This window comes from Oerskovia jenensis (assembly GCF_016907235.1).
GTDB classification, from domain to species: domain Bacteria; phylum Actinomycetota; class Actinomycetes; order Actinomycetales; family Cellulomonadaceae; genus Oerskovia; species Oerskovia jenensis.
In genome coordinates, this window is record NZ_JAFBBO010000001.1 from 1,108,224 (window position 1) to 1,132,477 (window position 24,254).

Annotated in this window: 23 protein-coding genes; 8 read left to right on the top strand and 15 right to left on the bottom strand. The window is 73.9% G+C overall.

The genetic code is table 11. The features are described from left to right. Nucleotides 1-101: 101 nt before the first annotated feature. The 10 genes from JOD49_RS05045 to eda all read right to left on the bottom strand — a co-directional run bounded on the left by JOD49_RS05045 (nucleotide 102) and on the right by eda (nucleotide 11,878). The gene (locus JOD49_RS05045; protein WP_205306230.1) at nucleotides 102-551 is read right to left on the bottom strand and encodes a TFIIB-type zinc ribbon-containing protein; all 450 of its coding nucleotides are present in this window, start codon (nucleotides 549-551) and stop codon (nucleotides 102-104) included. A 112-nt stretch (nucleotides 552-663) separates the two neighbouring features. Then, on the bottom strand, nucleotides 664-1,353 hold the full coding sequence (locus tag JOD49_RS05050; protein ID WP_205306231.1) for a response regulator: 690 nt from the start codon (nucleotides 1,351-1,353) through the stop codon (nucleotides 664-666). After that, nucleotides 1,350-3,995: a DUF4118 domain-containing protein gene (locus JOD49_RS05055; RefSeq protein WP_239525833.1), complete on the bottom strand. Its 2,646-nt coding sequence runs from the start codon at nucleotides 3,993-3,995 to the stop codon at nucleotides 1,350-1,352. Before JOD49_RS05055 ends, JOD49_RS05050 begins: the two co-directional genes overlap by 4 nt. Nucleotides 3,996-4,235: 240 nt before the next feature. Beyond that, a complete protein-coding gene (gene kdpC / locus JOD49_RS05060; RefSeq protein WP_205306232.1) occupies nucleotides 4,236-4,958 on the bottom strand; it encodes a potassium-transporting ATPase subunit KdpC in 723 nt (240 codons plus the stop codon). Nucleotide 4,959: 1 nt separating this feature from the next. Continuing rightward, nucleotides 4,960-7,134 carry a potassium-transporting ATPase subunit KdpB gene (gene kdpB / locus JOD49_RS05065; RefSeq protein WP_205306233.1) on the bottom strand — a complete coding sequence of 725 codons (2,175 nt, stop codon included), beginning with the start codon at nucleotides 7,132-7,134 and terminating at the stop codon, nucleotides 4,960-4,962. Between the two features lie 206 nt (nucleotides 7,135-7,340). After that, nucleotides 7,341-9,047, bottom strand: coding sequence for a potassium-transporting ATPase subunit KdpA (gene kdpA, locus JOD49_RS05070; protein ID WP_372441222.1), 1,707 nt, complete (start codon nucleotides 9,045-9,047; stop codon nucleotides 7,341-7,343). Beyond that, the gene (locus JOD49_RS05075; protein ID WP_129429396.1) at nucleotides 9,044-9,136 is read right to left on the bottom strand and encodes a potassium-transporting ATPase subunit F; all 93 of its coding nucleotides are present in this window, start codon (nucleotides 9,134-9,136) and stop codon (nucleotides 9,044-9,046) included. The genes kdpA and JOD49_RS05075 overlap by 4 nt, the downstream gene beginning before the upstream one ends. A 309-nt stretch (nucleotides 9,137-9,445) precedes the next feature. Then, nucleotides 9,446-9,814 carry a DUF8817 family protein gene (locus JOD49_RS05080; RefSeq protein WP_205306234.1) on the bottom strand — a complete coding sequence of 123 codons (369 nt, stop codon included), beginning with the start codon at nucleotides 9,812-9,814 and terminating at the stop codon, nucleotides 9,446-9,448. A 249-nt stretch (nucleotides 9,815-10,063) separates the two neighbouring features. Continuing rightward, nucleotides 10,064-11,179: a sugar kinase gene (locus JOD49_RS05085; RefSeq protein WP_205306235.1), complete on the bottom strand. Its 1,116-nt coding sequence runs from the start codon at nucleotides 11,177-11,179 to the stop codon at nucleotides 10,064-10,066. A gap of 6 nt (nucleotides 11,180-11,185) precedes the next feature. Then, a complete protein-coding gene (gene eda, locus JOD49_RS05090) occupies nucleotides 11,186-11,878 on the bottom strand; it encodes a bifunctional 4-hydroxy-2-oxoglutarate aldolase/2-dehydro-3-deoxy-phosphogluconate aldolase (RefSeq protein WP_205306236.1) in 693 nt (230 codons plus the stop codon). A gap of 73 nt (nucleotides 11,879-11,951) precedes the next feature. On the opposite strand from eda, the gene JOD49_RS05095 reads away from it, so the two are divergent. The 3 genes from JOD49_RS05095 (at nucleotide 11,952) to JOD49_RS05105 (ending at nucleotide 14,023) form a co-directional block, all read left to right on the top strand. Then, entirely contained in the window at nucleotides 11,952-12,776 is an 825-nt protein-coding gene (locus tag JOD49_RS05095) for an IclR family transcriptional regulator (RefSeq protein WP_307822398.1), read from the top strand. Between the two features lie 227 nt (nucleotides 12,777-13,003). Beyond that, a complete protein-coding gene (locus JOD49_RS05100; RefSeq protein ID WP_205306237.1) occupies nucleotides 13,004-13,399 on the top strand; it encodes a universal stress protein in 396 nt (131 codons plus the stop codon). Nucleotides 13,400-13,423: 24 nt separating this feature from the next. After that, complete coding sequence (locus tag JOD49_RS05105; RefSeq protein WP_205306238.1) at nucleotides 13,424-14,023, top strand: DUF4203 domain-containing protein; 600 nt, start codon at nucleotides 13,424-13,426, stop codon at nucleotides 14,021-14,023. 73 nt (nucleotides 14,024-14,096) lie between these two features. Here the strand turns inward: JOD49_RS05105 and JOD49_RS05110 are convergent, their stop codons facing one another. Both JOD49_RS05110 and JOD49_RS05115 read right to left on the bottom strand, forming a co-directional pair. Further along, the gene (locus tag JOD49_RS05110) at nucleotides 14,097-15,065 is read right to left on the bottom strand and encodes a VOC family protein (RefSeq protein WP_205306239.1); all 969 of its coding nucleotides are present in this window, start codon (nucleotides 15,063-15,065) and stop codon (nucleotides 14,097-14,099) included. 203 nt (nucleotides 15,066-15,268) lie between these two features. Further along, nucleotides 15,269-16,150, bottom strand: coding sequence for an SDR family oxidoreductase (locus JOD49_RS05115; RefSeq protein WP_205306240.1), 882 nt, complete (start codon nucleotides 16,148-16,150; stop codon nucleotides 15,269-15,271). A 124-nt stretch (nucleotides 16,151-16,274) separates the two neighbouring features. On the opposite strand from JOD49_RS05115, the gene JOD49_RS05120 reads away from it, so the two are divergent. The 3 genes from JOD49_RS05120 (at nucleotide 16,275) to JOD49_RS05130 (ending at nucleotide 18,389) form a co-directional block, all read left to right on the top strand. Further along, entirely contained in the window at nucleotides 16,275-16,685 is a 411-nt protein-coding gene (locus JOD49_RS05120; protein ID WP_307822399.1) for a winged helix-turn-helix transcriptional regulator, read from the top strand. A gap of 136 nt (nucleotides 16,686-16,821) precedes the next feature. After that, entirely contained in the window at nucleotides 16,822-17,988 is a 1,167-nt protein-coding gene (gene moaA, locus JOD49_RS05125; protein WP_205306241.1) for a GTP 3',8-cyclase MoaA, read from the top strand. A 164-nt stretch (nucleotides 17,989-18,152) separates the two neighbouring features. Further along, a complete protein-coding gene (locus JOD49_RS05130; RefSeq protein ID WP_205306242.1) occupies nucleotides 18,153-18,389 on the top strand; it encodes a hypothetical protein in 237 nt (78 codons plus the stop codon). Between the two features lie 61 nt (nucleotides 18,390-18,450). On the opposite strand, the gene JOD49_RS05135 is transcribed toward JOD49_RS05130, so the two are convergent. Next, nucleotides 18,451-18,840, bottom strand: a complete 390-nt coding sequence (locus JOD49_RS05135; RefSeq protein WP_372441353.1) for a molybdenum cofactor biosynthesis protein MoaE — start codon at nucleotides 18,838-18,840, stop codon at nucleotides 18,451-18,453. Between the two features lie 92 nt (nucleotides 18,841-18,932). Further along, nucleotides 18,933-20,282, bottom strand: a complete 1,350-nt coding sequence (locus JOD49_RS20670; protein WP_307822401.1) for a molybdopterin molybdotransferase MoeA — start codon at nucleotides 20,280-20,282, stop codon at nucleotides 18,933-18,935. Between the two features lie 131 nt (nucleotides 20,283-20,413). Here JOD49_RS20670 and nhaA point away from each other — a divergent pair, with 131 nt between their 5' ends. Both nhaA and JOD49_RS05150 read left to right on the top strand, forming a co-directional pair. Continuing rightward, nucleotides 20,414-21,862 (top strand): Na+/H+ antiporter NhaA, encoded by a 1,449-nt coding sequence (nhaA, locus tag JOD49_RS05145; RefSeq protein WP_205306243.1) that lies wholly within the window; start codon nucleotides 20,414-20,416, stop codon nucleotides 21,860-21,862. Between the two features lie 159 nt (nucleotides 21,863-22,021). Beyond that, on the top strand, nucleotides 22,022-23,662 hold the full coding sequence (locus JOD49_RS05150; RefSeq protein ID WP_307822402.1) for an MFS transporter: 1,641 nt from the start codon (nucleotides 22,022-22,024) through the stop codon (nucleotides 23,660-23,662). On the opposite strand, the gene JOD49_RS05155 is transcribed toward JOD49_RS05150, so the two are convergent. Continuing rightward, entirely contained in the window at nucleotides 23,650-24,246 is a 597-nt protein-coding gene (locus tag JOD49_RS05155; RefSeq protein ID WP_205306244.1) for a DsbA family protein, read from the bottom strand. The two genes, JOD49_RS05150 and JOD49_RS05155, sit on opposite strands and share 13 nt — an antisense overlap. Nucleotides 24,247-24,254: the final 8 nt, after the last annotated feature.

The following is a 24,254-nucleotide window of genomic DNA, read 5'->3' on the forward strand; positions in this document are numbered from 1 at the left end:
CTTTCCGTTCAGCAGCGGGGAGAGTGCGGGCAGGGCGCGCGGGCGCGGTCCAGGGGTACGACGACGGCGCCGACCCCGCCTGGGGCCGGCGCCGTCGCGGCTCAGAAGTCGAACAGGTCCTCGAGCCAGGACTCCTTCTTCTTGCGCTTGCGGTAGCGCGGGTCGTCGCTGCGGTACTGCTCGGAGCCGCGGTACGGGTCGCTGCCACGGTCCGGGCCGCGATACCGGTCGTCCCCGCGGTACTCGTCACGGCGACGGTCGTCGCCCCGGTGGTCGTCGCGGCGGCGGTCGTCCGCGTACCCGTAGGGCGCGGGCTGCGGCGGGACGGGGAGCTGCTGCGTCGGCGGGTACTGCACGGGCGTCGGGGCGTGCGGCGCGGCAGCGGCCGGGCCACCGACCTCGGCGGCGATCTCGGCCTCGAGGCTGCGGTCGATGATCTTGTCGAGCTCACCCCGGTCGAGCCACACTCCGCGGCACGTGGGGCAGTAGTCGATCTCCACGCCCTTGCGGTCGGTCATCACGAGCACGGTCTGGTCGAGAGGGCACAGCATGACGGGTCTCCTTCGTCGGGTCGAACGCTCAACGGTCGGCGCGCGGCGGTGGTTCCCGCTCGCCCGGATCGTGGCGGGCCGCGGGGCCGTGCCACAGGGTACGACGGGCGGGTCAGACCTCGAAGAGGTAGCCCATGCCCGGCTGGGTGATGATGTGCCGCGGGTTCGCGGGGTCGTCCTCGAGCTTGCGCCGCAGCTGCGCCGTGTAGACGCGCAGGTAGTTGGTCTCGGCCGAGTACGCGGGTCCCCACACGTCGTGCAGGAGCTGGAGCCTCCCGACCATGCGGCCGCGATGACGCACGAGCACCTCGAGCAGCGACCACTCGGTCGGGCTCAGGCGCACCTCCTGCCCGGCTCGCAGCACCCGGCGACGCGCGAGGTCGATCCGCAGGTCGCCCGCCTCCACGACGGGCTCCGACGCCTCGGCGGGCTGGGCGCGGCGGACCGCGGCCCGCAGCCGCGCGAGCAGCTCGTTCATCGCGAACGGCTTGGTCACGTAGTCGTCCGCACCCGCGTCGAGCGCGTCGACCTTGTCGTCGCCGAGCTGGCGCGCCGAGAGCACCACGATGGGCACGGCACTCCAGCCGCGGACCCCCTCGATGACCTCGAAGCCCGAGAGGTCGGGCAGGCCCAGGTCGAGCAGGATCACGTCGGGGCGGGCGCTCGCGGCGGCGTCGAGCGCCTCCGCACCGGTCGTGGCGACGGTCACGTCCCAGCCGTGCGCGCGCAGGTTGATCGCGAGGGCGCGCACGAGCCCCGCGTCGTCGTCGACGACGAGCACCCGGTTGCCGTCCGCGCTCATCCGCGCACCTCGTCCTTCTCGTCCGTGCCCTGACCTGCTGTGCCCGCGGTACGTGCTGTGCCCGCCGTACCTGCCGGGGCGCCGGCTGCCGCGCTGTCCGTGCTCACACCGTCATCCTCCCGTGCCTCGCGCGGGACGGTGACGACCATGGTCAGTCCGCCGCCCGGCGTGTCCTCGGGCGTGATGGTGGCACCCACGGCCCGCGCGAGCCCGTCCGCGACGGCCAGGCCCAGTCCCAGCCCCTCACCGGTCGTGTCGCCGAGGCGTTGGAAGGGCTCGAACATGCGGACCTTGGACTCGTCGGACAGGCCATGCCCCGTGTCGACGATCCGCAGCTCGATCTCGCGCGGCCCGGCCGAGGCCGTGATCCGGACGGGTTCGCCGGGCGGGCTGTGCCGCACGGCGTTCGACGTGAGGTTGGCGACCGCGCGTTCGAGCAGCCCGGGGTCGGTGCGCACGAGCGGGAGGTCGTCGGGCACGTCGAGACGCACGACGCCCGGCCCGTAGGGCTCGACCGCGAGCGGCACGATCTCGTCGACCGACGCCGCGCGCAGAACCGGACGCACGCTGCCCGTCTGGAGGCGTGAGAGGTCGAGCAGGTTGTCGATGAGCTTCTCGAGCCGCCCGGTCGAGTCCTGGATGGTCCGGGTCAGGGTCTCGGTGTCCTCGGCGTCGAGGTCGACGTCCGGGGAGGCCAGCCCGTCGACCGCCGTGCGGATCGAGGCGAGCGGGGTGCGCAGGTCGTGCGAGACGGCCGCGAGGAGCGCGGTGCGCGTCGCGTCGGCCTCCTCGAGGACGGCGGCCTGGGCGGCCTGCTCGCGCAGTCGCCGGTACTCCAGGACGAGCCCGGCCTGCGCGGCGAACGCCTCGAGGACCTGCCGGTCGCTCGCGGGCAGCGCCCGGCCCCACAGCGAGAGGCGGTGGTGGTCGTCGACGCGCAGCTCGGTGCGCCCGGGCTCGTCCCCGTGCCCGACGGCGGGGCGCGGCCGGGCGGACCGGTCACCGTGGACGGGGAGTGCGTCCGCCGCGGCCGGAGGCCGGTCACCCTCGGCGGGGAGCACGTCACCCCCGGCACGGCCGGTCGTCGCGACGGTCCGCCACGGGGCGCGCTCCCCCGCCCGTGTCTCGAGCTCGACCCGCGACAGGCCGAACGTCTCGGCGAGGCGAGTGACGATGGCCTGCGCGGTGTCCTCGCCCGAGAGCACGGACCGCGAGAGCGCGGCGAGCGTCGAGGCCTCGGCCCGCGCCCGGTACGCCTGCACGGTCCGCCGCGCCGCGAGGTCCACGACCGACGCGACGGCGGCCGCGACGAGCACGAACACCAGGAGCGCCAGGAGGTTCTCGGGATCCTGGACCGTGAGGAACCCGGTCGGGGGCGTGAAGAACCAGTTGAGGCACAGGAAGGAGAGCACTGCCGCGGCCACCGCGGGCCAGAGCCCGCCCACGAGCGCGACGCCCACCGACCCGGCGAGGAACAGCATGAGCTCGGTCGAGAGGGACACGTCGTCGCGCAGCAGCCAGAAGATCCCGGTCAGGACGGCCGGGACCACGAACGCCAGGAGCCACCCGGCGACCCGGCGCCGTCGGGACAGCGCCGACCACCGACCGCGCAGGAGCCGCCCTGCCCGCGCCTTCTCGTGCGTCACGAGGTGCACGTCGATCGTCCCGGCGAGCCGTGCGATCTCGGTGCTCGACGAGCCCAGCAGCGCCTCGCGCCACCGCGAGTGCCGCGAGACGCCCACGACGATCATGGTCGCGTTGACGCCCTGCGCGAAGTCGACGACGGCCGACGCGACGTCCTCCCCCACGACCGTGTGGAACGTCCCGCCGAGCGACTCGACGAGCTCGCGCGACGCCGCGATGGCCGCGGGCGGCGCACTGGGCAGCCCGTCGGTCGCGAGCACGTGCACCGCGACGAGCTCGGAGCCCGCGGCCCGCTGGGCGATCCGGGCCCCTCGGCGCAGCAGCGTCTCGCCCTCGGGGCCGCCCGTGACGGCCACGACGATGCGCTCGCGCGCGGGCCACGTGCCGACGATCGCGTGGTCGGCCCGGTAACGGGTCAGGGCGTCGTCGACGCGGTCGGCGAGCCACAGGAGCGCGAGCTCGCGCAGCGCCGTGAGGTTGCCCGTGCGGAAGTACGACGAGAGGGAGGCGTCGATCTGCTCGGCGCGGTACACGTTGCCGTGCGCGAGGCGGCGGCGCAGCGCCTGGGGCGAGAGGTCGACGAGCTGGATCTGGTCGGCGTCGCGCACGACCTGGTCGGGCACGGTCTCGCGCTGGCGCACGCCCGTGATGGCCTCGACGTCGGCCGTGAGCGACTCGAGGTGCTGCACGTTGACCGTGGTCACCACGTCGATGCCCGCGGCCAGGAGGTCGGCCACGTCCTGCCAGCGCTTGCGGTGGCGCGAGCCGGGCGCGTTGGTGTGCGCGAGCTCGTCGACCAGGGCCACCTGGGGCGCGCGGGCGATCACCGCGTCGACGTCGAGCTCGGTCAGCTCGACGTCACGATGGCTCACGACGCGGCGCGGGACGACCTCGAGGTCACCGATCTGCGTGATCGTGGCGGCGCGCCCGTGGGTCTCGACCAGCCCCACGACCACGTCCGTGCCGCGTGCTCGCCGCCGCTGCGCCTCGCCGAGCATCGCGTACGTCTTGCCCACGCCCGGGGCGGCGCCGAGATACACGGTGAGAGCTCCCGGGCGGCGGGCTGCGCCGTCGGGCCGGGATGTGCTCGCCGTGGCGCCCGTCGCCGCCGGGGACGTGCCCGGGTCCGGGCGCCCCTCGGAGGGACTCCCGGACCCTGCGACCTCGTGGCCGCCGCGTGGCTCAGGCACGGGGCACCCGCGCCCTCTCCTGGGCGGGCCGGTGCCTCGCGCTCGTCGTCATGGGTTCATCTTCTCCGAGTTCTCGAGCGCGAGGTTGAGCTCGAGCACGTTGACCCGCGGTTCGCCCAGGACCCCGAGGTCGCGGCCCGCGGTGTGCCTGGCCACGAGGTCCGCCACGACGGACTCGTCGAGGCCCCTCGCCTCGGCGACCCGCGCGACCTGCAGCGCCGCGTACGCGGGGCTGATCTGCGGGTCGAGGCCCGACGCCGACGCCGTGAGCGCATCGGCCGGCAGCGACGCGGGGTCCACGCCGTTGAGGTCCGCGAGCGCCGCCCGGCGCTCCTCGATCGAGGCGACCAGCTCGGGGTTGAGCGGCCCGAGGTTGGTGCCCGCGGAGGCGAGCGTGTCGTACCCGTCGCCCGCGGCCGAGGGACGGCCGTGGAACCAGCGCTCGGCGTCGTCGGCCGCGGCGAAGTCCTGCCCGATCAGGGCGGACCCGACGACGGGGGCCCCGTCCGTCCCGGTGTCGGTGATCGACGTGGCGTGCGTGCCGTCGCTGCGCACGAGCGAGCCGTTCGCCTGCCACGGCAGGGCGAGCTGCCCGACGCCCCACACCGCGAGCGGGTACGCCACACCGAGGAGCAGCGTCAGGACGAGCAGGACGCGCAAGCCCGCGAGCGTCTGGCGGAACAGCGAGGCCGCACCGGCCGAGGCCGAGGGGCGCGCGAGGGGGGCGGGGCGTCCGGGGACGCCCGCGGGGGTCGAGAGAGTTCCAGGCATGTCAGCCAATCCCGGGGATGAGGGAGATCACGAGGTCGATGAGCTTGATCCCGACGAACGGGGCCACGAGCCCGCCCACGCCGTAGACCAGGAGGTTGCGGCGCAGCATGGCCGACGCCGACGACGGCCGGTACCGCACGCCCTTGAGCGAGAGCGGGATGAGCACCAGGATGATGAGCGCGTTGAACACGACGGCCGACAGGATGGCCGACTCGGGGCTCGACAGACGCATGACGTTGAGCACCGCGAGCTGCGGGAACACGACCATGAACATCGCGGGCAGGATCGCGAAGTACTTCGCGATGTCGTTCGCGATCGAGAAGGTCGTCAGGGCCCCGCGCGTGATGAGGAGCTGCTTGCCGATCTCGACGATCTCGATGAGCTTGGTCGGGTCGGAGTCGAGGTCCACCATGTTGCCCGCCTCCTTGGCGGCGGTGGTCCCGGTGTTCATCGCGACGCCCACGTCGGCCTGCGCCAGCGCGGGGGCGTCGTTGGTACCGTCGCCCGCCATGGCGACGAGCCGCCCGCCGGCCTGCTCGCGCCGGATGAGCGCGAGCTTGTCCTCGGGCGTCGCCTCGGCCAGGACGTCGTCGACGCCCGCCTCGGCGGCGATGGCCCGCGCGGTCACGGCGTTGTCGCCCGTGACCATGACGGTGCGGATGCCCATGGCGCGCAGCTCGTCGAACCGTTCGCGCATGCCCGCCTTGACGACGTCCTTGAGGTGGACGACGCCGAGCACGCGCGCCGGTCCCTCACCGACCTGCTCGGCCACGACGAGCGGCGTGCCGCCCGAGGAGCTCACGGCGTCGACGTGGGCCGCGAGCTGGTCTGCCACGATGCCGGCCGCGCCCCGGGCCGGGGCGCCGGTCGAGTGGACCCAGCGCTGGACCGCGCTGCCGGCGCCCTTGCGGATGCGTCGCACGCGCCCGTCCGGCAGGGGCAGGTCGATCCCGCTCATGCGGGTCTGCGCGGTGAAGGGCACCATCTCGGCACCTGGCAGGCCGTCGGACTGCGCGGCCGGTGCGTCCTCCACGCCGTACCGCTCGCGCACGAGCACGACGATGCTCTTGCCCTCGGGCGTCTCGTCCGCGAGCGAGGACAGACGCGCGGCCTCGGCGAGCTGCCGGGTCGTGACGTCCTGGACCGTGAGGAGGTCGGCCGCCTGCCGGTTGCCGTACGTGATGGTGCCGGTCTTGTCGAGCAGCAGGACGTCCACGTCGCCCGCCGCCTCGACCGCACGTCCCGACATCGCGAGCACGTTGCGCTGGACGAGCCGGTCCATGCCCGCGATGCCGATCGCGGACAGCAGCGCCCCGATGGTCGTGGGGATGAGGCACACGAGCAGGGAGATCAGGACGATCATCGACTGCTTGGAGCCCGAGTACACCGCGAACGGCTGGAGCGTCACGACCGCCAGCAGGAAGATGATCGTGAGCGAGGTCAGCAGGATGTTGAGCGCGATCTCGTTGGGCGTGCGCTGGCGCTCCGACCCCTCGACGAGCGCGATCATCCGGTCGACGAACGTGTGGCCAGCGGGAGCCGTGATCCGCACGACGATCGTGTCGGACAGGACGACGGTCCCGCCCGTGACGGCCGACCGGTCGCCGCCCGACTCGCGGATCACCGGAGCCGACTCGCCCGTGATCGCGGACTCGTCGACCGACGCGACGCCCTCGATCACGTCGCCGTCCCCGGGGATGATCTCGCCCGCCCGGACGACCACCACGTCCCCGACGCCCAGCGTCGAGGAGGGGACCTCCGCCGTCGGGAGCGACGCGAGACCGGTCCCCGTCGCCAGGGTGTCGGACGGAGCCAGGACGCGCCGCGCGGTCGTCTGCTGCTGGGTCGCGCGCAGGCTCGACGCCTGCGCCTTGCCGCGGCTCTCCGCGATCGACTCGGCGAGCGTCGCGAACAGCACGGTCGCCCACAACCACACCGCGATGGCCCACGCGAACACGCTGGGCTCGAACGCGGCGAGGAGCGTCGTGGCCACGGCCCCGAGCTCGACGACGAACAGCACGGGCGACGTGTACAGCTCGCGCGGGTCGAGCTTGCGGAACGCCCCGGGCAGCGCGGCCCGGACCTGTGCCCCCGAGAGCGACGCCCCACGCCCGGCCCCGGGCTTGCGACCGCCGGAGCTGCCGGCCGAGCCAGCAGACGCCGACGAACCGGCCACGCCGACCGCACCTTCACTGACAGCACCTGCTGAGCCCCCAGCGACAGGAAGCAGGACCGCGTCGGACGCACCAGCAGGAGCGTCCCCACGGGGGGCGGGGCGGGTCGTGGCGGGCCTGGCGGAGGACCGAGGAACGAGGTCCTCTGGAAGACCCGCCGCCCCGTCGGGGGCGGTGCGCCCCGCCGGAAGAGAACGAGAGGAAGAGTTCATGAGAGCGACTCCACGATGGGACCGAGCGACAGCACGGGGACGAAGGTGAGCCCGACGACGACCAGGGCGACGGTTCCCAGGACGCCCACGAAGAGCGGCTGGTGCGTCGGGAGGGTGCCCGCGGTGGCGGGGACCGTCTTCTGGGAGGCGAAGCGTCCGGCGAGCGCCAGGACGAGGGCCATGGGGATGAACCGGCCGGCGAGCATCGCGATGCCCAGGGCCGTGTTGTAGAAGGGCGTGCCGGACGTGAGGCCGCCGAACGCCGAGCCGTTGTTGTTGGCCGCGGACGTGAAGGCGTACAGGACCTCGGAGAGCCCGTGCGGGCCCGCCTCCTGGATGCCTACCTGCCCGGCGGGCAGCGCGATCGCGAGCGCCGTGCCGACGAGCACGAGGAACGGGACCGTGAGGATGTAGAGCGCGACGAGCGTGATCTCCTGGCGGCCGATCTTCTTGCCCAGGTACTCGGGCGTGCGCCCGACCATGAGGCCCGAGACGAAGACCGCGACGATCGCGAGCATGAGCATCCCGTACAGGCCCGAGCCCACGCCGCCCGGCGCGATCTCGCCGAGCATCATGGTGAACATCGTGACGCCGCCGCCCGGCGCGGTCAGGGAGTCGTGCATCGCGTTGACGGCGCCGGTCGAGGTGCCCGTGGTGGACGCGGCGAACAGGGCGCTCGCGGCGAGGCCGAAGCGGGTCTCCTTGCCCTCCATGGCGCCGCCCGCGGCGAGGGGCGCGGCCCCGGGTCCTGCCATCTCGGCCCAGGTGATGAGCGCGACGGAGACGAACCAGAGCGCGCCCATGGCCCCGAGGATCGCCCAGCCCTGGCGCTTGTCGCCGACCATGAGGCCGAACGTGCGGGGCAGGGTGAAGGGGATGACGAGGATGAGGAAGATCTCGAACAGGTTGGAGAACGGGCTGGGGTTCTCGAGGGGGTGCGCCGAGTTGGCGTTGAAGAACCCGCCGCCGTTGGTGCCGAGCTCCTTGATGACCTCCTGCGACGCGACCGGGCCGCCGAGCACGTGCTGCGTGCCTCCCGCGACGGTGTCGATCGCGGTGTGTGCGTCGAAGTTCTGGATGACGCCCGTGGCGAGCAGCACGAGCGCCCCGACGAACGCCAGGGGCAGCAGGATGCGCACGCACGTGCGGGTCAGGTCGGACCAGAAGTTGCCGACGCGTCCGTCGGTGCCCGAGCGCATGAAGCCGCGGATCAGTGCGACCGCGACGGAGATGCCGACGGCCGCGGACACGAAGTTCTGCACCGCGAGCCCGCTCATCTGCAGCAGGTGCCCCGCGGCGGCCTCGCCCGAGTACCACTGCCAGTTGGTGTTGGCCACGAACGAGACGGCGGTGTTCCAGGCTCCGGCCGGGTCGAACGCCGAGAACCCGAGGTTCATGGGCAGGTGCTGCTGGAGCCGGGCGAGCCCGTAGAGGAGCAGGAGCGAGGCCATCGAGAAGCCGAGGAGCGAGAGCAGGTAGGTGCTCCACTTCTGCTCGGCGTCGGGGTCGACGCGCATGATCCGATAGCCGGCCTTCTCGACGCGCAGGTGGCGCGGCGAGGTGAAGACGCGCGCCATGTAGGCGCCGAGCGGTGCGTGCACCGCGGCGAGCGCGAGGAGCAGCAGGACGAGCTGCCCGACGGCGAGCCACACGCTGGGAGCGGCGAGGCCCGCTCCGGTCTGGGTCAGCACGGTCGCGCTCACCGGACCTTGTCGCTGCGGAGCAGGGCGACGAACAGGTAGCCGAGGAGCACCACGACGGTGCCGAGCCCGACCCAGTCGAGGACCGTCATGACGAGGACCCCCCGGAGGAGCCGTGGCGGCGTGCCACGAGGCCGACGGCGGTGAAGAACACCACGGTCAGCAGGATGTAGGCCAGGTCGGCCATCTGAGCTCTGCCTTCGAACGTCGTGCGGCGGGCGTCTGCGGGGATCGCGAGCGGTGCTCGTGGTCGACGCGGTGACGCGGTGCCGGTGCGCAGCTCCTGCGCACACCCCCAGGTCTATTGCGTCGTGGGTGGTGCGGGCCGCGGCGTTGACGGGTTCTTGACGGGGGCCGGTCGCGTGTTGACGCAACCCTGACGGCAGGGGGTGAGCGGCGGGTCAGTCGGCGTCGAGGCGCTCGCGCAGCTCCTCGGCCAGGTGCAGGTCGTCGTCGAGGGCCGCGAGGGCGTCCGCGAGCAGGGGCAGCGACTCGGCGCCCGCGAGGAACCGGGCGGCTGCGGCGTCGTCGTGCAGCTGGAGCGCGAGGTCCGCCCGCAGGACGAGGGCCCGGAAGCGCAGGCGTTCGGACACGGTCCGGGTCCGGACTCCCTCGGCGTCGAAGGCCCGGTCGAGGATGCGGGCCGCGCCCGTGGGGTCGCCCGCTCCGCGCAGGATGCGCGCGTGCTCGACGGCGCGGGCGATGTCGGACGGGGCGTCGACGGTGCGTCGCGGGAGGCGCCCCAGCGGCACCTCACCACGCTGCGCCACGTGAGCCTCCTTGCGCCCGTCGGTCCACGTGAGCCACGTGCTCCGCCGACAGGCTGTGTCCGATCTGTCCGTCCTCGTCCACCCTAGCCGCGACCCCCGGGGAGCGCTCGGGATACCGCCCGGCGTGCCGCCGAGATCCACCCGCCCGCCGGAGGTCGGACGACGGCCGGTCGCGAACCGTCCCGAGACGCGGCGAACGGGGGCCCGGAACGTTCCCGGACCCCCGTTCGCCGCCTCTCGACGAGCACCTCAGCGCTGGACGCGCGCGCTCCCGCCCGCGGCGAGCTTGCGGACCTCGGCGAGCGACGCCGTCGACGTGTCGCCGGGCGTGGTCATCGCGAGGGCGCCGTGCGCGGCGCCGTACTCGACGGCCTCCTGGATCGAGCCGAGCTCCATGAGGCCGTACGCGAGGCCCGAGGCGAACGAGTCGCCGCCGCCCACGCGGTCGAGGATCTCGAGGTCCGCGCGGTGCGTGGCCTCGGCGAACCCCTGGACGCGGGACCACGCGATGGCGCCCCAGTCGTTGCGGGTCGCGGAGTGCACGGCGCGCAGCGTGGTGCCGATGACCTGGAAGTTCGGGTACGCGGCCGCGGCGGTCTCGATCATGGCGCGGAACGCCGCGGTGTCGAGGTCGGTCAAGTTCTCGTCGACGCCCTCGATCTCGAACCCGAGGCTCGCGGTGAAGTCCTCCTCGTTGCCGATCATGACGTCGACGTACTGCGCGAGGTGACGGTTGACCTCCTGCGCGCGCGCCGGGCCGCCGATGCCCTGCCACAGCGACGGCCGGTAGTTGAGGTCGTAGGACACGATCGTGCCGTGCTTGCGCGCGGCCTTCATCGCGGCCTCCGCGACGTCCGCGGACGACTCCGACAGGGCCGCGAAGATCCCGCCCGTGTGCAACCAGCGCACGCCGCGACCGAACAGCTCGTCCCAGTCGACGTCGTCCGGCCGCATCTGCGCGATCGCGGTGTTGCCGCGGTCGCTCACGCCCACCGCGCCCCGTACGCCGTAGCCGCGCTCGGTGAAGTTGAGACCGTTGCGGACCGTGCGGCCGATGCCGTCGTACGGCACCCACTGCACGTAGCTCGTGTCGAGGCCGCCCGTGAGCATGAGGTCCTCGACCAGCCGGCCGACCTCGTTGTCCGCGAGCGCCGTGACGATCGCTCCGCGCAGGCCGAAGCAGCGGCGCAGGCCGCGTGCGACGTTGTACTCGCCGCCGCCCTCCCAGGCGTCGAACGAGCGCGTGGTCTTGATGCGTCGCTCGCCCGGGTCGAGGCGGAGCATGACCTCGCCGAGGGAGACGACGTCGTAGGTGCAGGCCGCGGCCGGCCGGAGGTCCAGGGGTGCCTGGGTGCTGTCGGTCATGTCAGCTCACTTCCCTGCGGCAGCGGAGGCGGCGGCGGGCACTGCGGTCCCGGTGGACGCCGCGAGCTCGACGGCCTGCGCGGAGCGGCGCGTGATCTCCGCGAAGTCACCGGCCTCGACGAGAGCCTTGTCGACCATCCACGAGCCGCCCACCGCGAGGACGGAGGGCACCGAGAGGTACTCGGTCGCGTTGCCGGCGCTCACGCCGCCCGTGGGGACGAAGCGCAGGCCGGGGAACGGCGCCGACAGGGCCGTGATCGCCGGCACTCCCCCGTTGATCCCGGCGGGGAAGAACTTCACGACGTCGAGACCCAGGGCGAGGGCGGCCATGATGTCCGACGGCGTCGCGACCCCCGGGAAGATCGGCAGGCCGTGGTGCTGGGCGCGGCGCACGACGTCGGCGCTCAGTCCGGGCGAGACGACGAAGCGGGCGCCGGCGTCGACGGCCTGGTCGACCTGGGCGGCGTTGATCACGGTCCCTGCCCCGGTCACGAGCTCGGGGAGCTCGCGCGTGACGGCCGCGATGGCGGCGCGAGCGCCTGGGGTGCGGAAGGTGATCTCGGCGAGGGGCAGTCCGCCGTCCAGGAGGGCGGCACCGAGGGCGAGCGCCTGGGCCTCGTCCTCCACGACGACCACGGGGACGACCCGGACCCTGGCGAAGAGCTCGTGCAGGTCGGTCGGGGGCGCAGCGGGTGACATGAGGCCTCGCGTTTCGTTATAGTGAACGGATGTTCTGGATTGCGAAATCACTCTACGCGAACGGCCCCAGCCCGTGGTAGTCCTGCCCGGCACCGAGACGGACGCCCCCGGGGTCGGCCCTGCCCCGAGCCCGCTCGGCTCGGTCGACAAGGCGCTGCTCGCGCTCGAGCACCTCGCCGCCGCGGGCCCGCGCGGCGTTCCGCTGGGGACCCTCGCGGCCGACCTCGGACTGAACAAGACCTCGCTGCACCGCACGCTCGCCGCGCTGCGCTTCCGCGGCTACGCCGAGCAGGACCCGGCGACCGGCAGCTACCGCCTCGGGCCTGCCGCGACCGCGCTCGGGAACGTCTTCCTCGGCGAGGAGCACCTGCCCGCCCTGCTGACCCCCGCTCTCACCGCGGTGTGCGAGGCGACGGGCGAGCTCACCCACCTGGGCGTGCTGTCCGGGCCGGAGATCGTCTACCTCGACAAGGTCGAGCCCGCGCGAGCCGTCCGCGTGTGGTCCGCGATCGGACGCCGCCGCCCGGCCGCCACCACGGCCCTCGGGCGGGCCCTGCTCGCACACCGCGCGACCGACCGCTCCGCGATGGGCTGGTACACGGCCGCGGCGAGCGACACCAGCCCCGGGGCGCAGGACTCGCTGTGGGAGACCCTGCGCACGACGCGCGCCCGCGGGTACGCGACCGAGACCGAGGAGAACGAACCGGGCATCAGCTGCTTGGCCGTCCCGCTGCTGCGCGCAGGCCAGGCCGTGGCGGCGCTCTCGGTGACCGCCCCGGCGGACCGCATGGACGAGACCCGGCACGTCGAGCTCGCCCGGACGATCGACACCGTCGCCCGCCCGCTGCTCCCCGCGTCGCTGACCCTGCCCGCCGAGATCGCGTCCCCGGGCCGCTGACCCGTGAGAGCGCGCCCGACGCGCACGCCGTCCGCACCAGGCGCCGGTCTCGCCGCGGGGCCGCAGACCGGGCCGAGCCCGGGCGCGAGGGGTGAGCGCCGCCGTCGGGCACGGGCCCGCGACGCGCTCCCCCGTTCGCTGCACAGCCACCTGCGGTGTGAGAGAGTTCAGAACACACGCGATCTGCCCACCCCGAGCGGGCACGACGAACGAGGAGCACCGCGGCGATGACCGTACTTGTGGCCTACAACGACTCGCCACAGGGTGAGGCGGCACTGCGAGCCGGAGCCGCCGAGGCGCTCCGCCGAGCACTTCCCCTCGCCGTCTTCGTGCTCACCCCGCTCGAAGGCCCGCCGCAGGACGACCCGCCCCTCCCGCCGGACCTCGCGCACCTGCTCGACGCCCTGCCCGCAGGCACCCCGGTCGCGACCGTGACCTACCGCGAGGCTCGGGTCGACCCGCCCGTCGCGATCCTCGACGAGGCCGAGCGCCTCGCCGCGAGCCTCGTCGTGATCGGCTCGCGCAAACGCTCCCCCGTCGGCAAGTTCCTGCTCGGCAGCACCACCCAGCGCGTCCTGCTCGATGCACACGCTCCTGTGCTCGTCATCAAGGCCAAGCACTAGCCCACCTCACGCCAGGAGGTCCTCATGGACCCGGTCGTCGCTGGTCTCGTCATCGTCGCCGTCGGGTTGCTCCTGTGCTTCCTGGGCGTCGGCTCGGTCCACCTCGCGGTCATCGCGTCCGGTTTCGGTCTCGGCTGGATGCTGGGCGACCTGTTCGGCGCGAGCCAGTCGACCGCGCTGCTGGTCGGCGTCCTGGGGGCGCTCGTCGCGTGGATCGCCGTGGCGTTCGTGTTCAAGCTCGCGGCGTTCTTCATCGGGATCGTGACCGGTGCGGTCATCGGGGCCAAGCTCTACGGCACGGTCTCGGGCGACTCGGGGAACTGGGTCCTCGCGGCGATCATCGTCATCGCGGTCGCGGCGGCCTGCGGCTTCCTCGCGGACAGGTACCGGCGCCGGGCCCTGCTGTGGCTCACGACGATCGGCGGTGCGGGCATCGTGCTCGGCGGGCTCGCGCGCGTGGCCCCCGACCCCCTGGGTTTCCTGCGCGACCCGTCGCCGGGCTGGGAGCAGGTCGTGTCGTTCCTCGCGTGGGCCGCGCTGGCCCTCGCCGGCTGGCTCGTCCAGCGACGGCTGTTCGCCAAGCGCCTGGGCATCGAGCGCGACGAGCAGCCCTCGACGCGCTGAGTGCGGAGCAGCTGTCGCCCGGACGGACTCGGCACGACGACTGCTCCGCACTCAGCGGTCGAGGCTGGGCGGCCTAGCGCACCGCGACCTCGATGAGGTTCTTCCACGGGTCGTCGAAGCGCAGGGTCGCGCCGTCGTGACGCATCTGGATCCCGCGCCGGGACAGGCGGTCGGCCAGCGCCGTGACGTCGTCCTCGGAAGGCACCGAGATGGCCACCTGCCCCAGGCCCAGCGTCGAGGCGCGCGGACCGGCCCCCTGGCTGTTCCACGTGTTCATGGCCATGTGGTGGTGGTACCCGCCCGCCGAGACGAACAGTGCGCTGGGCAGCGAGGCCGTGGCCTCGAAACCCAGGGTGTCGACGTAGAACGCGCGGGCCGTGGGGATGTCGCCCACCTGGAGGTGCACGTGCCCCACGACCGTGTCGTCGGGTCCGACGACGTCGGTCGAGAGCGCACGCTCGAGCGCCGCGTCCGTGAGGTGCTGCTGCATGAACGCGTTGGGGTCGATGTAGAGCGTGTCCATCGCGACCTGGCCGTCCTGCCAGCTCCAGGTCTCGCGCGGGCGGTCGTGGTAGAGCTCGACGCCGTTGCCCTCGGGGTCGGTGAAGTAGAACGCCTCGGACACCAGGTGGTCGCCGCTGCCGACGAACGTGCTGGGAGCGGTGCGCGCGACCGACGCGACGGCCGCGGCGAGCGCGGGGGCGTCGTCGAACAGCAGGGCCGTGTGGAACAGGCCGGCCTCGCCGCGGCGGGCACGCGGCAGGTCCTTGCCGCGGCGCAGGACGACGAGCGGGGTCGCGCCGCGCCCGAGGACCACGGTCTCGTCGCGCGAGCCGGTCCCGGCGCCGGGGATCGCCGCGAGCAGGGCGTCCGACGGCGTCAGCACGGCCAGGGAGAGCGCGTCGCGGTAGTAGCGGGTCATCAGGTCGAGGTCGGCGACGTGCAGCGTCACGGCGTCCATCGAGGTGTCGGCCGAGAGCAGGTCCTTGGTCGCGAGGCCGGTGGCGTCGGAGCCGGGAACCTTCATCGTGCGGTCAGTCATGGTGTCCTCCGTCCAGGGTCGGGTCCCGACCTCTGCCGACCAGAATAGTTGATGCTTCAACTAAAAGGAAGCCCGGGCGGTCCCGGCACCGGTCGGCCGACCGGCCGGCCGACCGACCAGCGGACGCTGAGTGCGTGATTCCGCTGCGACACACCGGGCGTGTTTCGCGGCGGAATCACGCACTCAGCGCCGGGTCGAGCTCGTCACGCGGCCGACGTCACGCCCACCGCCGCCCGCAGGCCCTCGGCGAGCGGCGTCGTCGGGCGGCCGATGAGGCGCGACAGCTCGTCCGACGTCGCGGCGAGCAGACCGTCACGCGTGTTGCCGTCGAGCGCGACCACGAAGCCTGCGGTCCCCTCGTCGAGGCCCGCGTCGAGGAGGACCTGGGTGTGCACCTCGGGGGTCACGTCCTGGTAGACGACCTCGCGACCGACGATCTCCGCGATGGTCGCGGCGAGGAACGGGTGGTCCCACGCGACGTCGCCCGAGAGCTCGCGGACGCCACCCTCGAACGAGGGGTCGACGTCGGCTGCCGCGAGGACGACGGCAGCGGCCTCGGCGTAGTCCCTGCGGCTCGCCGACGCGACGAGACCCTCGCCGACGCTGCCGAGCACGACGCCGGTCTCGCGCGCCTGCTCGACCACTCCGAGGTAGTTCTCGGTGTACCAGCCGTTGCGCAGGATCGTGGCGGGCAGCCCCGAGGCCGCGATGAGCTCCTCGGTGGCCTTGTGCTCGGGGGCGAGGACCAGTGCGGACGTGGTGGCCTGCGGCGCGCTCGTGTAGACGAGGTGGCGGACGCCGGCGGCACGGGCGGCCTCGACCACGTTGGCGTGCTGCTGGACACGCTGCCCGACCTCGGAGCCGGAGACCAGCAGGAGCACGTCGACCCCGTCGAGCGCCGTCGCCAAGGTCTCGGGGCGCGAGTAGTCGGCCTCGCGGACGACGACGCCGCGCTCGGCGAGGTCGACGGCCTTGGCCGGGGTGCGGACGGCGGCGACGATCCGCTCGGGGGCGACACCGCGCTCGAGGAGCGAGTCGACGACGAGGTGTCCGAGGTGTCCGGTGGCGGCGGTGACGGCGATCATGGGGTCCTCCTGGGGGTGGTGGGTACCGCGACAGCCTGGCACTAACTTTTCGTCAGTGCAATCCATTCTGCAGTGCGGCATACATCACAGTGCTCGCGATCGGCCTGCACGCTAGGCTGGCGTCGTGACCGACCTCTCCGCCGCCCTCGACGCCACGGGACCGTCCGACGAGATGATCGCCGACGTGTTCCAGCGCGGCTGCACGTCCCGCCACGCGCTCGAGACCGTGACCGGCCGCTGGGGAGTCCTGACCGTCGCGGGCCTGCGCGACGGGGCCGTCCGCTTCAACGCCCTGCGCCGACGCATCGACGGCGTGAGCGAGAAGATGCTCGCCCAGACGCTCCAGGGACTCGAACGCGACGGACTGGTCGTGCGCGAGGTCCGCGCGACCATCCCCCCGCACGTCGAGTACTCGCTCACCGAGCTCGGGCAGGTCGTGGCCGACAAGCTCGTCGGCCTCCTGGACGTGCTCGAAGCGGCGGTCCCCCAGGTCGCCGCCGCCCAGGAGGCGTACGACGCACGCGCTGCACGCTGACCCGTGCCAGGGTCCGTCGGGGCCGTCGCCGAGTGCATGAGGGCGCTGCGACACGCCCGGCGCGTCGCAGCCGAACCACGCACTCGCCGCTGGGCCGCCCCCGCCCCGGCGGCCCACGCTGCGTAGACTCGCGAGCATGACCGCCGTCGCCCTCGGGCTCCCGCGCGTGCGCCCGACCGGGGCGCCGAGCACCCTGGGGCGCCCGGACACCGAGGCGCTCGTCGACCGCTACGGGCGCGTCGCCCACGACCTGCGCGTGTCCGTCACGGAGAAGTGCTCGCTGCGCTGCACGTACTGCATGCCCGCCGAGGGGCTCCCCGCCATCCCGCGCGACGACCTCCTGACGCCGGCCGAGATCGGGCGGCTCGTCGGGATCGGCTACCGGCTCGGGATCCGCGACGTGCGCTTCACGGGCGGCGAGCCGCTCATGCGCCCCGACCTCGCCGAGATCTTCCGGCGCACGCGCGCGGCGGCCCCCGGCGTCCGGATCTCGATGACGACCAACGCGATCGGTCTCGACAAGCGCGTCGGCGAGCTCGTCGAGGCCGGGCTCGACCGGGTCAACGTCTCGCTCGACACGGTCGACCGCACGCACTTCGCCGAGCTCACGCGCCGCGACCGGCTCCCCCAGGTCCTCGCGGGCATCCGGGCCGCGCTCGACGCGGGCCTGTCCCCCGTCAAGCTCAACGCGGTCCTCATGCCCGAGACCCTCGCGGGAGCGACGGACCTGCTCGCGTGGGCCGTCGAGCACGGGTGCCGGCTGCGCTTCATCGAGCAGATGCCCCTCGACGCGGACCAGAACTGGGCCCGCGACCAGCTCGTCTCGGCCGAGCGGCTGCTCGACGTCCTGGGCGAGCGCTTCGTCCTGGCTCCCGTGGGCCGTGAGGACCCGTCGGCCCCGGCCGAGGAGTGGGCCGTCGACGGCGGCCCCGCCACGGTCGGGATCATCGCCTCGGTCACGCGTTCGTTCTGCGGCGACTGCGACCGCACCCGGCTGACCGCCGAGGGCACCGTGCGCTCGTGCCTGTTCGGGAACGAGGAGGTGGACCTGCGCTCGCTGCTGCGGTCCGGTCACGCCGCCGGCCCGCCCGGCGAGGCGCGCGGCGACACGACCGACGACGCAGCACGCGTCGCCGCCACGGACGCCGCGATCGTCGCGGCCTGGCAGGGCGCCATGTGGGCCAAGCCGTACGCGCACGGCCTCGACCGTGGCGCCCCCGACACGGGGGCGATCGGCGGTCGAGCCGCCGACCCGGGGGCCTTCGCCAGGACCGAGCGCAGCATGGGGGCCATCGGGGGCTGACCGGCCCGGCCGCGACCGGTCGTCCGGTCGTCGGCCCACCCGCGGAGCAACCCGCGGAGCAGCCCGCGGAGCAGCCCACGGACGTGTCCAAGATCATCGTCCACCCGGCCCCGTCAGCCGCAGGATCTCGGGCCTCAGAGCCCCTCGGGACCTACCATGGACGAGTGGCCCTCCTCGACCTTCCCCGCGACACCCGTCCCTCCGACCCGCCCGCTCCACGGACCGACGCACTCCCCGTCCACCGGCCCGGGCCGAGCCGCCTGACCGCCGGCCCGAGCACCGTCCTGGGCACCCTGATCGGTGTCACCGTGGGCACGTCCCTGCTCGCCGGCCCCGGCCTGATCCTGGGCGCGCTCGTCGGCATCGGGTTCGGCCTCCTCAAGGACAACCCGCGCGACTGACACACCCGCCGACGTCGCGGGTCGGTGCGTGGGCACAGGCGCCCCCGCCGCAGCGCCGCCGCTACAGCCCGACCCACTCCGAGTCGCCGTCGGTGAAGTGCTGCCGCTTCCAGATCGGCACCTCGGCCTTGATGCGCTCGACGAGCAGCGAGCACACCGCGAACGCCTCGGCCCGGTGTCCCGAGGCGACGCTCGCGACGAGCGCCACGTCCCCGATCGTCAGCACGCCGTACCGGTGGACCGCCGCGACGCGCAGTCCCGTCTCGGCGGACACCGCAGCGCAGCAGCGCCGGAGCACCTGGGTCGCGTCGGGGTGCGCCTCGTAGTCGAGGCCCGTGACGTCGCGCCCGCCGTCGACGTCACGCACGACCCCGCGGAAGGTCACGACGGCGCCGCACTCTCGCGAGGACACCGCCCCCTCCACGGACCGCACCACGGCGTCGTCGAGCACGTCGCTCGTCACGCGGGACACGTCGCCCGGCGCGGGCGCACCGTGGGGGTCGCCGGCCGTCGTCTTGCCGTCCTCGGCTCTCGGAGTGCCGCTCACAGCCGCACCACCCGCACGCTCTCGCCCTCCTCGACCCTGGCCACGCCCTCGGGCACCTCGATCAGCACGTCGGCGGCCGCCATGGTCGCCACGAGGTGCGACCCCGCGCCGCCCACGACCTCGACCGTGCCACCGGGCCCCAGCCGTCCACGGAGCATCTGGGCCTTGGCGGGCGGAGAGTCGATCGCACCGGCCAGGCGGCGCCACTCGACCTCACGCTCGGGCCGTCCCGCGGCACGTTCGAGGGCCGGCCGCGCGAAGACCGCGAACGAGACCTGGGCGCTCACGGGGTTCCCGGGGAAGGTGAGGACCGGGGTGCCGTGACGGGTCCCGAACCCTTGCGGCCCACCGGGCTGCATCGCGACCGACCGGAACACGACGTCCTCCCCCAGGGTGTCCTTGACGACCTCGTAGGCACCCTGGCTCACTCCACCCGACGTGAGCACCACGTCGGCCTCCTCGGCGGCCCGAGCCAGCAGGGCCGCCAGGTCGCGCGGGTCGTCGCCCGTCCGTCCGGTGAGCACGACGTCGGCCCCGGCCCGGCGGGCGGCCGCCGCGAGCCCGTGCAGGTTCGCGTCGTAGACCTGACCGATGGCGGCGACCTGGCCGGGCTCGACGACCTCCGTGCCGGTCGAGACCACCGCGACCCGCACGCGCGCCCGGACGTCCAGCGCAGGCACACCGCACGACGCGGCGGCGGCCAGGTGCTGCGGCCCGAGCAGCGTCCCGGCCGCCAGCACCGGCCCACCGCCGCGCACGTCCGTCCCGACGTCCCGCACGAACTCCCCCGTGCCACGCGGCGCCAGCACCCCGACCTCCGTCCCGACCGACCCGCGCACGGCACCGGTCGCGGGCGCACCGAAGCGGACGGCGTCGGTGTCCTCCACGGGCACGACGGCGTCGCTCCCCTCGGGCACGACGGCGCCCGTCATGATCCGGGCCGCCGTCCCTGGGGCGAGCACCGCCGGCGTGCCGGGGCCCGCGGGGATCTCGGCCACGACGGGCAGCACCACGGGCGACCCGTCCGAGGCCCCGGCGACGTCCGCCGACCGCACCGCGTAGCCGTCCATCTGCGAGCTGCGGAACGCGGGCAGGTCGACCGGCGCGAGCAGGTCCGCCGCGAGCACCCGGTCGAGCGCGTCGACCAGCGCCACGTGCTCGACGCGCCTGTCCGCGAGCGCCGGACCGAGCAGCGCCTCGACCTCGCGGCGGTGCTGCTCGACGCTCACGCGGCGGGCCGTCGCTGCCTGCTGGTGCTGCGCCCCGGGTGCGGTCGGCGCGGCGGTGGGCGGCGCCGTCGGGCCGCTCCTCGCCTCTGCGTTCGGCACTGCCTGCTCTGCCGTCACTTCTGCTCCTCACGACGCCCGGGGCGGACCACCCGCCGGCGGCCACGGGACCCAGCCTGTCACGATCCGCGGGTCACGAGCGTGCCGGTCCGACGGTTGCGCCGCGCGTCGCGCGCTGCGACCTTGGAGCGGTGACGTCCACTCCCCCGGTCCCGCCGGCGCAGCCCGGCGGGCGTCCGCTCCTCCCGACGCTCGACCAGCGACCGGGACCACCGCTGCGCTTCCCCGTGAGACCGGTCGCGCCCGCGGTCCGGCAGTTCCTCGCGACCGAGGCGGGCGGCGCGGTCCTGCTGCTCGCCGCGACGGTGATCGCGCTCGTCTGGGCGAACTCGGCGTGGTCGGCCGCGTACGACGACCTGTGGGCCACCACGGCCGGGATCCACCTGGGCGACTGGTCGCTCGACATGGACCTGCACCACTGGGTCAACGACGCCGCGATGGCCGTCTTCTTCCTCGTGATCGGGCTCGAGATCAACCGTGAGGTCACGAGCGGCGAGCTCCGCAACCGGCGGACCGTCGCGGTGCCCGCGCTCGGCGCGCTGGGCGGGCTGCTCGTCCCCGCGCTCGTCTATCTCGCGTTCAACGCGGGCACCGACGCGCAGCACGGCTGGGGCGTGGTCATGTCGACCGACACGGCGTTCCTCGTGGGGGTCCTCGCGCTGTTCGGCCCGCGCTGCCCCGACCGGCTGCGGCTGTTCCTGCTGACCCTCGCGGTCGTCGACGACATCGGCGCCATCACGGTCATGGCCGTCTTCTACAACGACGGTGTGTGGCTGCCCGGCCTCGCGATCGCGGGCGCCCTCGTCGCGGGCATGCTCGTGATGCGCTGGCTCGGGGTCTGGCGCCTCGCGCCCTACGTGGGCGTGGGCATCGCGCTGTGGCTCGCGGTGTACGCCTCGGGCGTCCACGCGACGCTCGCGGGCGTCCTGGTCGGGCTGCTCGTCCCCTCGCGCCGGGCCCGCCCGGACCAGGTCGACGACGTCCCGGGGTACGCCCAGCGCCTGCGTGAGGAGACGACGGCGGAGCGCGAGCACCTGACCGAGCTCGCCGCACGCGCGGCCGTGCCCGCGAGCGACCGGCTCCAGCGCGTCCTGCACCCGTGGAGCGCCTACGTCGTGGTGCCCGTGTTCGGGCTGGCGAACGCGGGCGTGCAGCTCGACGCCGAGTCGCTGTCGGCCGCGATGACGTCGCGGCTGACGATCGGGGTCGCGGTCGCGCTCGTGGTGGGCAACGCCGTCGGGATCTTCGGTGCCTCGGCCCTGGCCCTGCGGCTGAACCTGGGCGACCTGCCCGGCCGGGTGCGCTACTCGCACCTGCTGGGCGGCGCGATGCTCGCGGGGATCGGGTTCACCATCTCGTTGTTCATCGCCGAGCTCGCGTTCGACGACGAGGCGCTCATCGAGCAGGCAAAGATCGGGATCCTCGCGGGGTCGCTCGTCGCGGCCGTCGCCGGGTCCGTGACGCTGCGCATCCTGGGCGAACGCCTGCCCCTGTGCTCGCCCGAGTCCCCCGGGCCGCCGCCCGGGCTGCCACCCCGGCCGTGGCGCGCACCCGAGGCGATCGAGGACGGCGGGGTGTAGGCCCCTCGCGCGCAGGTCCTCGTGCGGTGGCTCCGCCGTGCGGTGGCCCGTCCGCCCCTCGGGCGACACACTGAGACTCACGGCGGGCCGACGACGACCCGCCGCCGCGACGCAGACGACCGGGGGCGACCATGGGCTCGTGCAGCACCGGAGCAGGCCGTGGCTCGTACCGCTGAGCGCGCCACGGGAATCGTCCTGCTGACGCTCGCCTCGGGCCAGTTCGTCATGACGCTCGACAGCTCGGTCATGAACGTGTCGATCGCCCAGGTCGCGCAGGACGTGGGCACCACGGTCACGGGCATCCAGACCGCCATCACGCTCTACACGCTCGTCATGGCCACGCTCATGATCCCGGGCGGCAAGGTCGGCGGGCTGATCGGGCGCCGTCGGGCGTTCGTGCTCGGGTGCATCATCTACGCGTGCGGGTCCTTCACGACCGCCCTCGCGCCGAACCTCGGGGTGCTGATCCTCGGCTGGTCCGTGCTCGAGGGGATCGGCGCGGCGCTCATCATGCCCGCGATCGTCGCGCTCGTCGCCTCCAACTTCGCGGCCCCCGACCGGCCGCGCGCCTACGGGCTGGTCGCGTCCGCGGGGGCCATCGCGGTGGCCGCCGGGCCGCTCGTGGGCGGGCTCGTCACGACGTACTGGACGTGGCGCTACGTGTTCGTCGGCGAGGTCGTGATCGTCGCCGTGATCCTGCTGCTCACGCGCCGGATCGCCGACGCGCCGCTCGGGCCGCGGTTCCGGCTCGACCTGGTCGGCGCGGCGCTGTCCGCGGTCGGGCTCGGCATCGCGGTGTTCGGCGTGCTGCGCTCGGGCGAGTGGGGCTGGGTCCAGACCCGGCCGGGCGGGCCGTCGTGGCTCGGCCTGTCCCCGACCATCTGGCTGATCCTGGCCGGGATGCTGATCGTGCGACTGTTCTTCGCGTGGGAGCACCGCGTCGTCGCAGCGGGCAAGGAACCGCTCGTGCGGCCCGACATGCTGCGCAACGCCCAGCTCAACGGCGGGCTGACGATGTTCTTCTTCCAGTTCATGCTCCAGGCGGGGCTGTTCTTCACGGTCCCCCTGTACCTGTCGGTCGCCCTCGGGCTCTCCGCGCTGGACACCGGCATCCGGCTCCTGCCCCTGTCCGTGACGCTCCTGCTCGCGGCGGTGGGGATCCCCCGCTTCTTCCCGCGCGCCTCGCCCCGCACGGTCGTGCGGTGGGGCGTGGCAGCCCTGCTCGCCGGGATCGTGAGCCTGCTCGCCGGGCTCGAGGTCGGTGCCGGGCCCGAGGTCGTCACGGTCCCGCTCGCCCTCGCGGGGCTCGGGGTCGGGGCGCTGGCCTCGCAGCTCGGGGCCGTGACCGTCTCGGCCGTGCCCGACGAGGAGAGCGGCGACGTCGGCGGCCTGCAGAACACCCTGACCAACCTGGGGGCGTCGCTCGGGACGGCGCTCGCCGGGTCCGTCCTCATCGCGGGCCTCACGGCGACCTTCCTCACCGGGGTCGCGAACAACCCCGCGGTGCGGACCGAGATCGCCGCGACGGCCCAGGTCGAGCTCGCGGGCGGCGTCCCGTTCATCTCCGACGCGCAGGTCGAGGAGGCGCTCACGAGCGCAGGGCTCCCGCCCGAGGAGGTCACCGCCCTGACCGAGGAGAACGAGACCGCACGCATCACGGGCCTGCGGACGAGCCTCGCGGTGCTCGCCCTCGTGGCACTGACGGCGCTGTTCTTCGCGCGGCTGATCCCGACCGTGCCCGTGGGTGGCCCGGCAGCCCCGAGGAAGGACTCGGACGCCCCTTCGGCTCAGGCGCCCTGACCGGTCGCCGAACCCGCCGCCCGTCCCGCGTCCGCGAGCGCGGCGGCGACCGCCGCCCGGACGCCGTCCTCGGTGACCCGGCCGCGGTACCGCTCGCCGTCGACGTACACCGTCGGGGTCCCGCGCACTCCCAGCGCGCCCCCCGCCAGGTAGTCGCGCTCGACCACGTCACCGTGCTGCTGGGCCGCGTCGCCGACGACGCTCGCGCCGTCCAGCCCCAGCTTCTGCGCCCAGTGCGCGAGCCCAACGTCGTCGAGCCGGTCCTGGTGCGCGAACAGGAGGTCGTGCATGTCCCAGAACCTGCCCTGCGCACCGGCTGCCTCGGCCGCGAGCGCCGCCGTGAGCGCGTAGGGGTGGACCTCGAACAGCGGGAAGTGGCGGAAGACGAGCCGGACCTGGCCGCCGGACTCCTCGACGACCGTCCGCAGGACGGGGGCCGCGTCGTGGCAGTAGGGGCACTCGAAGTCGCCGAACTCGACGATCGTCACGGGGGCGTCGGGGTCACCGAAGACGTGCGCGTCGGGCGGGACGAGCTCTGCTCCGGGGCGGGTCGTCGGATCAGGACGTTCTGCGGGCGAGGTCATGTCCCCCA

Coding starts and splice junctions, on each gene's coding strand:
- JOD49_RS05085 (WP_205306235.1), bottom strand. CDS start 11,179: ATGACCGACAGCACCCAGGCACCCCTGGACCTCCGGCCGGCCGCGGCC.
- moaA (WP_205306241.1), top strand. CDS start 16,822: ATGACCGCCGTCGCCCTCGGGCTCCCGCGCGTGCGCCCGACCGGGGCG.
- JOD49_RS05110 (WP_205306239.1), bottom strand. CDS start 15,065: ATGACTGACCGCACGATGAAGGTTCCCGGCTCCGACGCCACCGGCCTC.
- JOD49_RS05115 (WP_205306240.1), bottom strand. CDS start 16,150: ATGATCGCCGTCACCGCCGCCACCGGACACCTCGGACACCTCGTCGTC.
- JOD49_RS05075 (WP_129429396.1), bottom strand. CDS start 9,136: ATGACGGTCCTCGACTGGGTCGGGCTCGGCACCGTCGTGGTGCTCCTC.
- JOD49_RS05045 (WP_205306230.1), bottom strand. CDS start 551: ATGCTGTGCCCTCTCGACCAGACCGTGCTCGTGATGACCGACCGCAAG.
- eda (WP_205306236.1), bottom strand. CDS start 11,878: ATGTCACCCGCTGCGCCCCCGACCGACCTGCACGAGCTCTTCGCCAGG.
- JOD49_RS05100 (WP_205306237.1), top strand. CDS start 13,004: ATGACCGTACTTGTGGCCTACAACGACTCGCCACAGGGTGAGGCGGCA.
- JOD49_RS05055 (WP_239525833.1), bottom strand. CDS start 3,995: ATGCTCGGCGAGGCGCAGCGGCGGCGAGCACGCGGCACGGACGTGGTC.
- JOD49_RS05050 (WP_205306231.1), bottom strand. CDS start 1,353: ATGAGCGCGGACGGCAACCGGGTGCTCGTCGTCGACGACGACGCGGGG.
- JOD49_RS05105 (WP_205306238.1), top strand. CDS start 13,424: ATGGACCCGGTCGTCGCTGGTCTCGTCATCGTCGCCGTCGGGTTGCTC.
- kdpC (WP_205306232.1), bottom strand. CDS start 4,958: ATGCCTGGAACTCTCTCGACCCCCGCGGGCGTCCCCGGACGCCCCGCC.
- JOD49_RS05155 (WP_205306244.1), bottom strand. CDS start 24,246: ATGACCTCGCCCGCAGAACGTCCTGATCCGACGACCCGCCCCGGAGCA.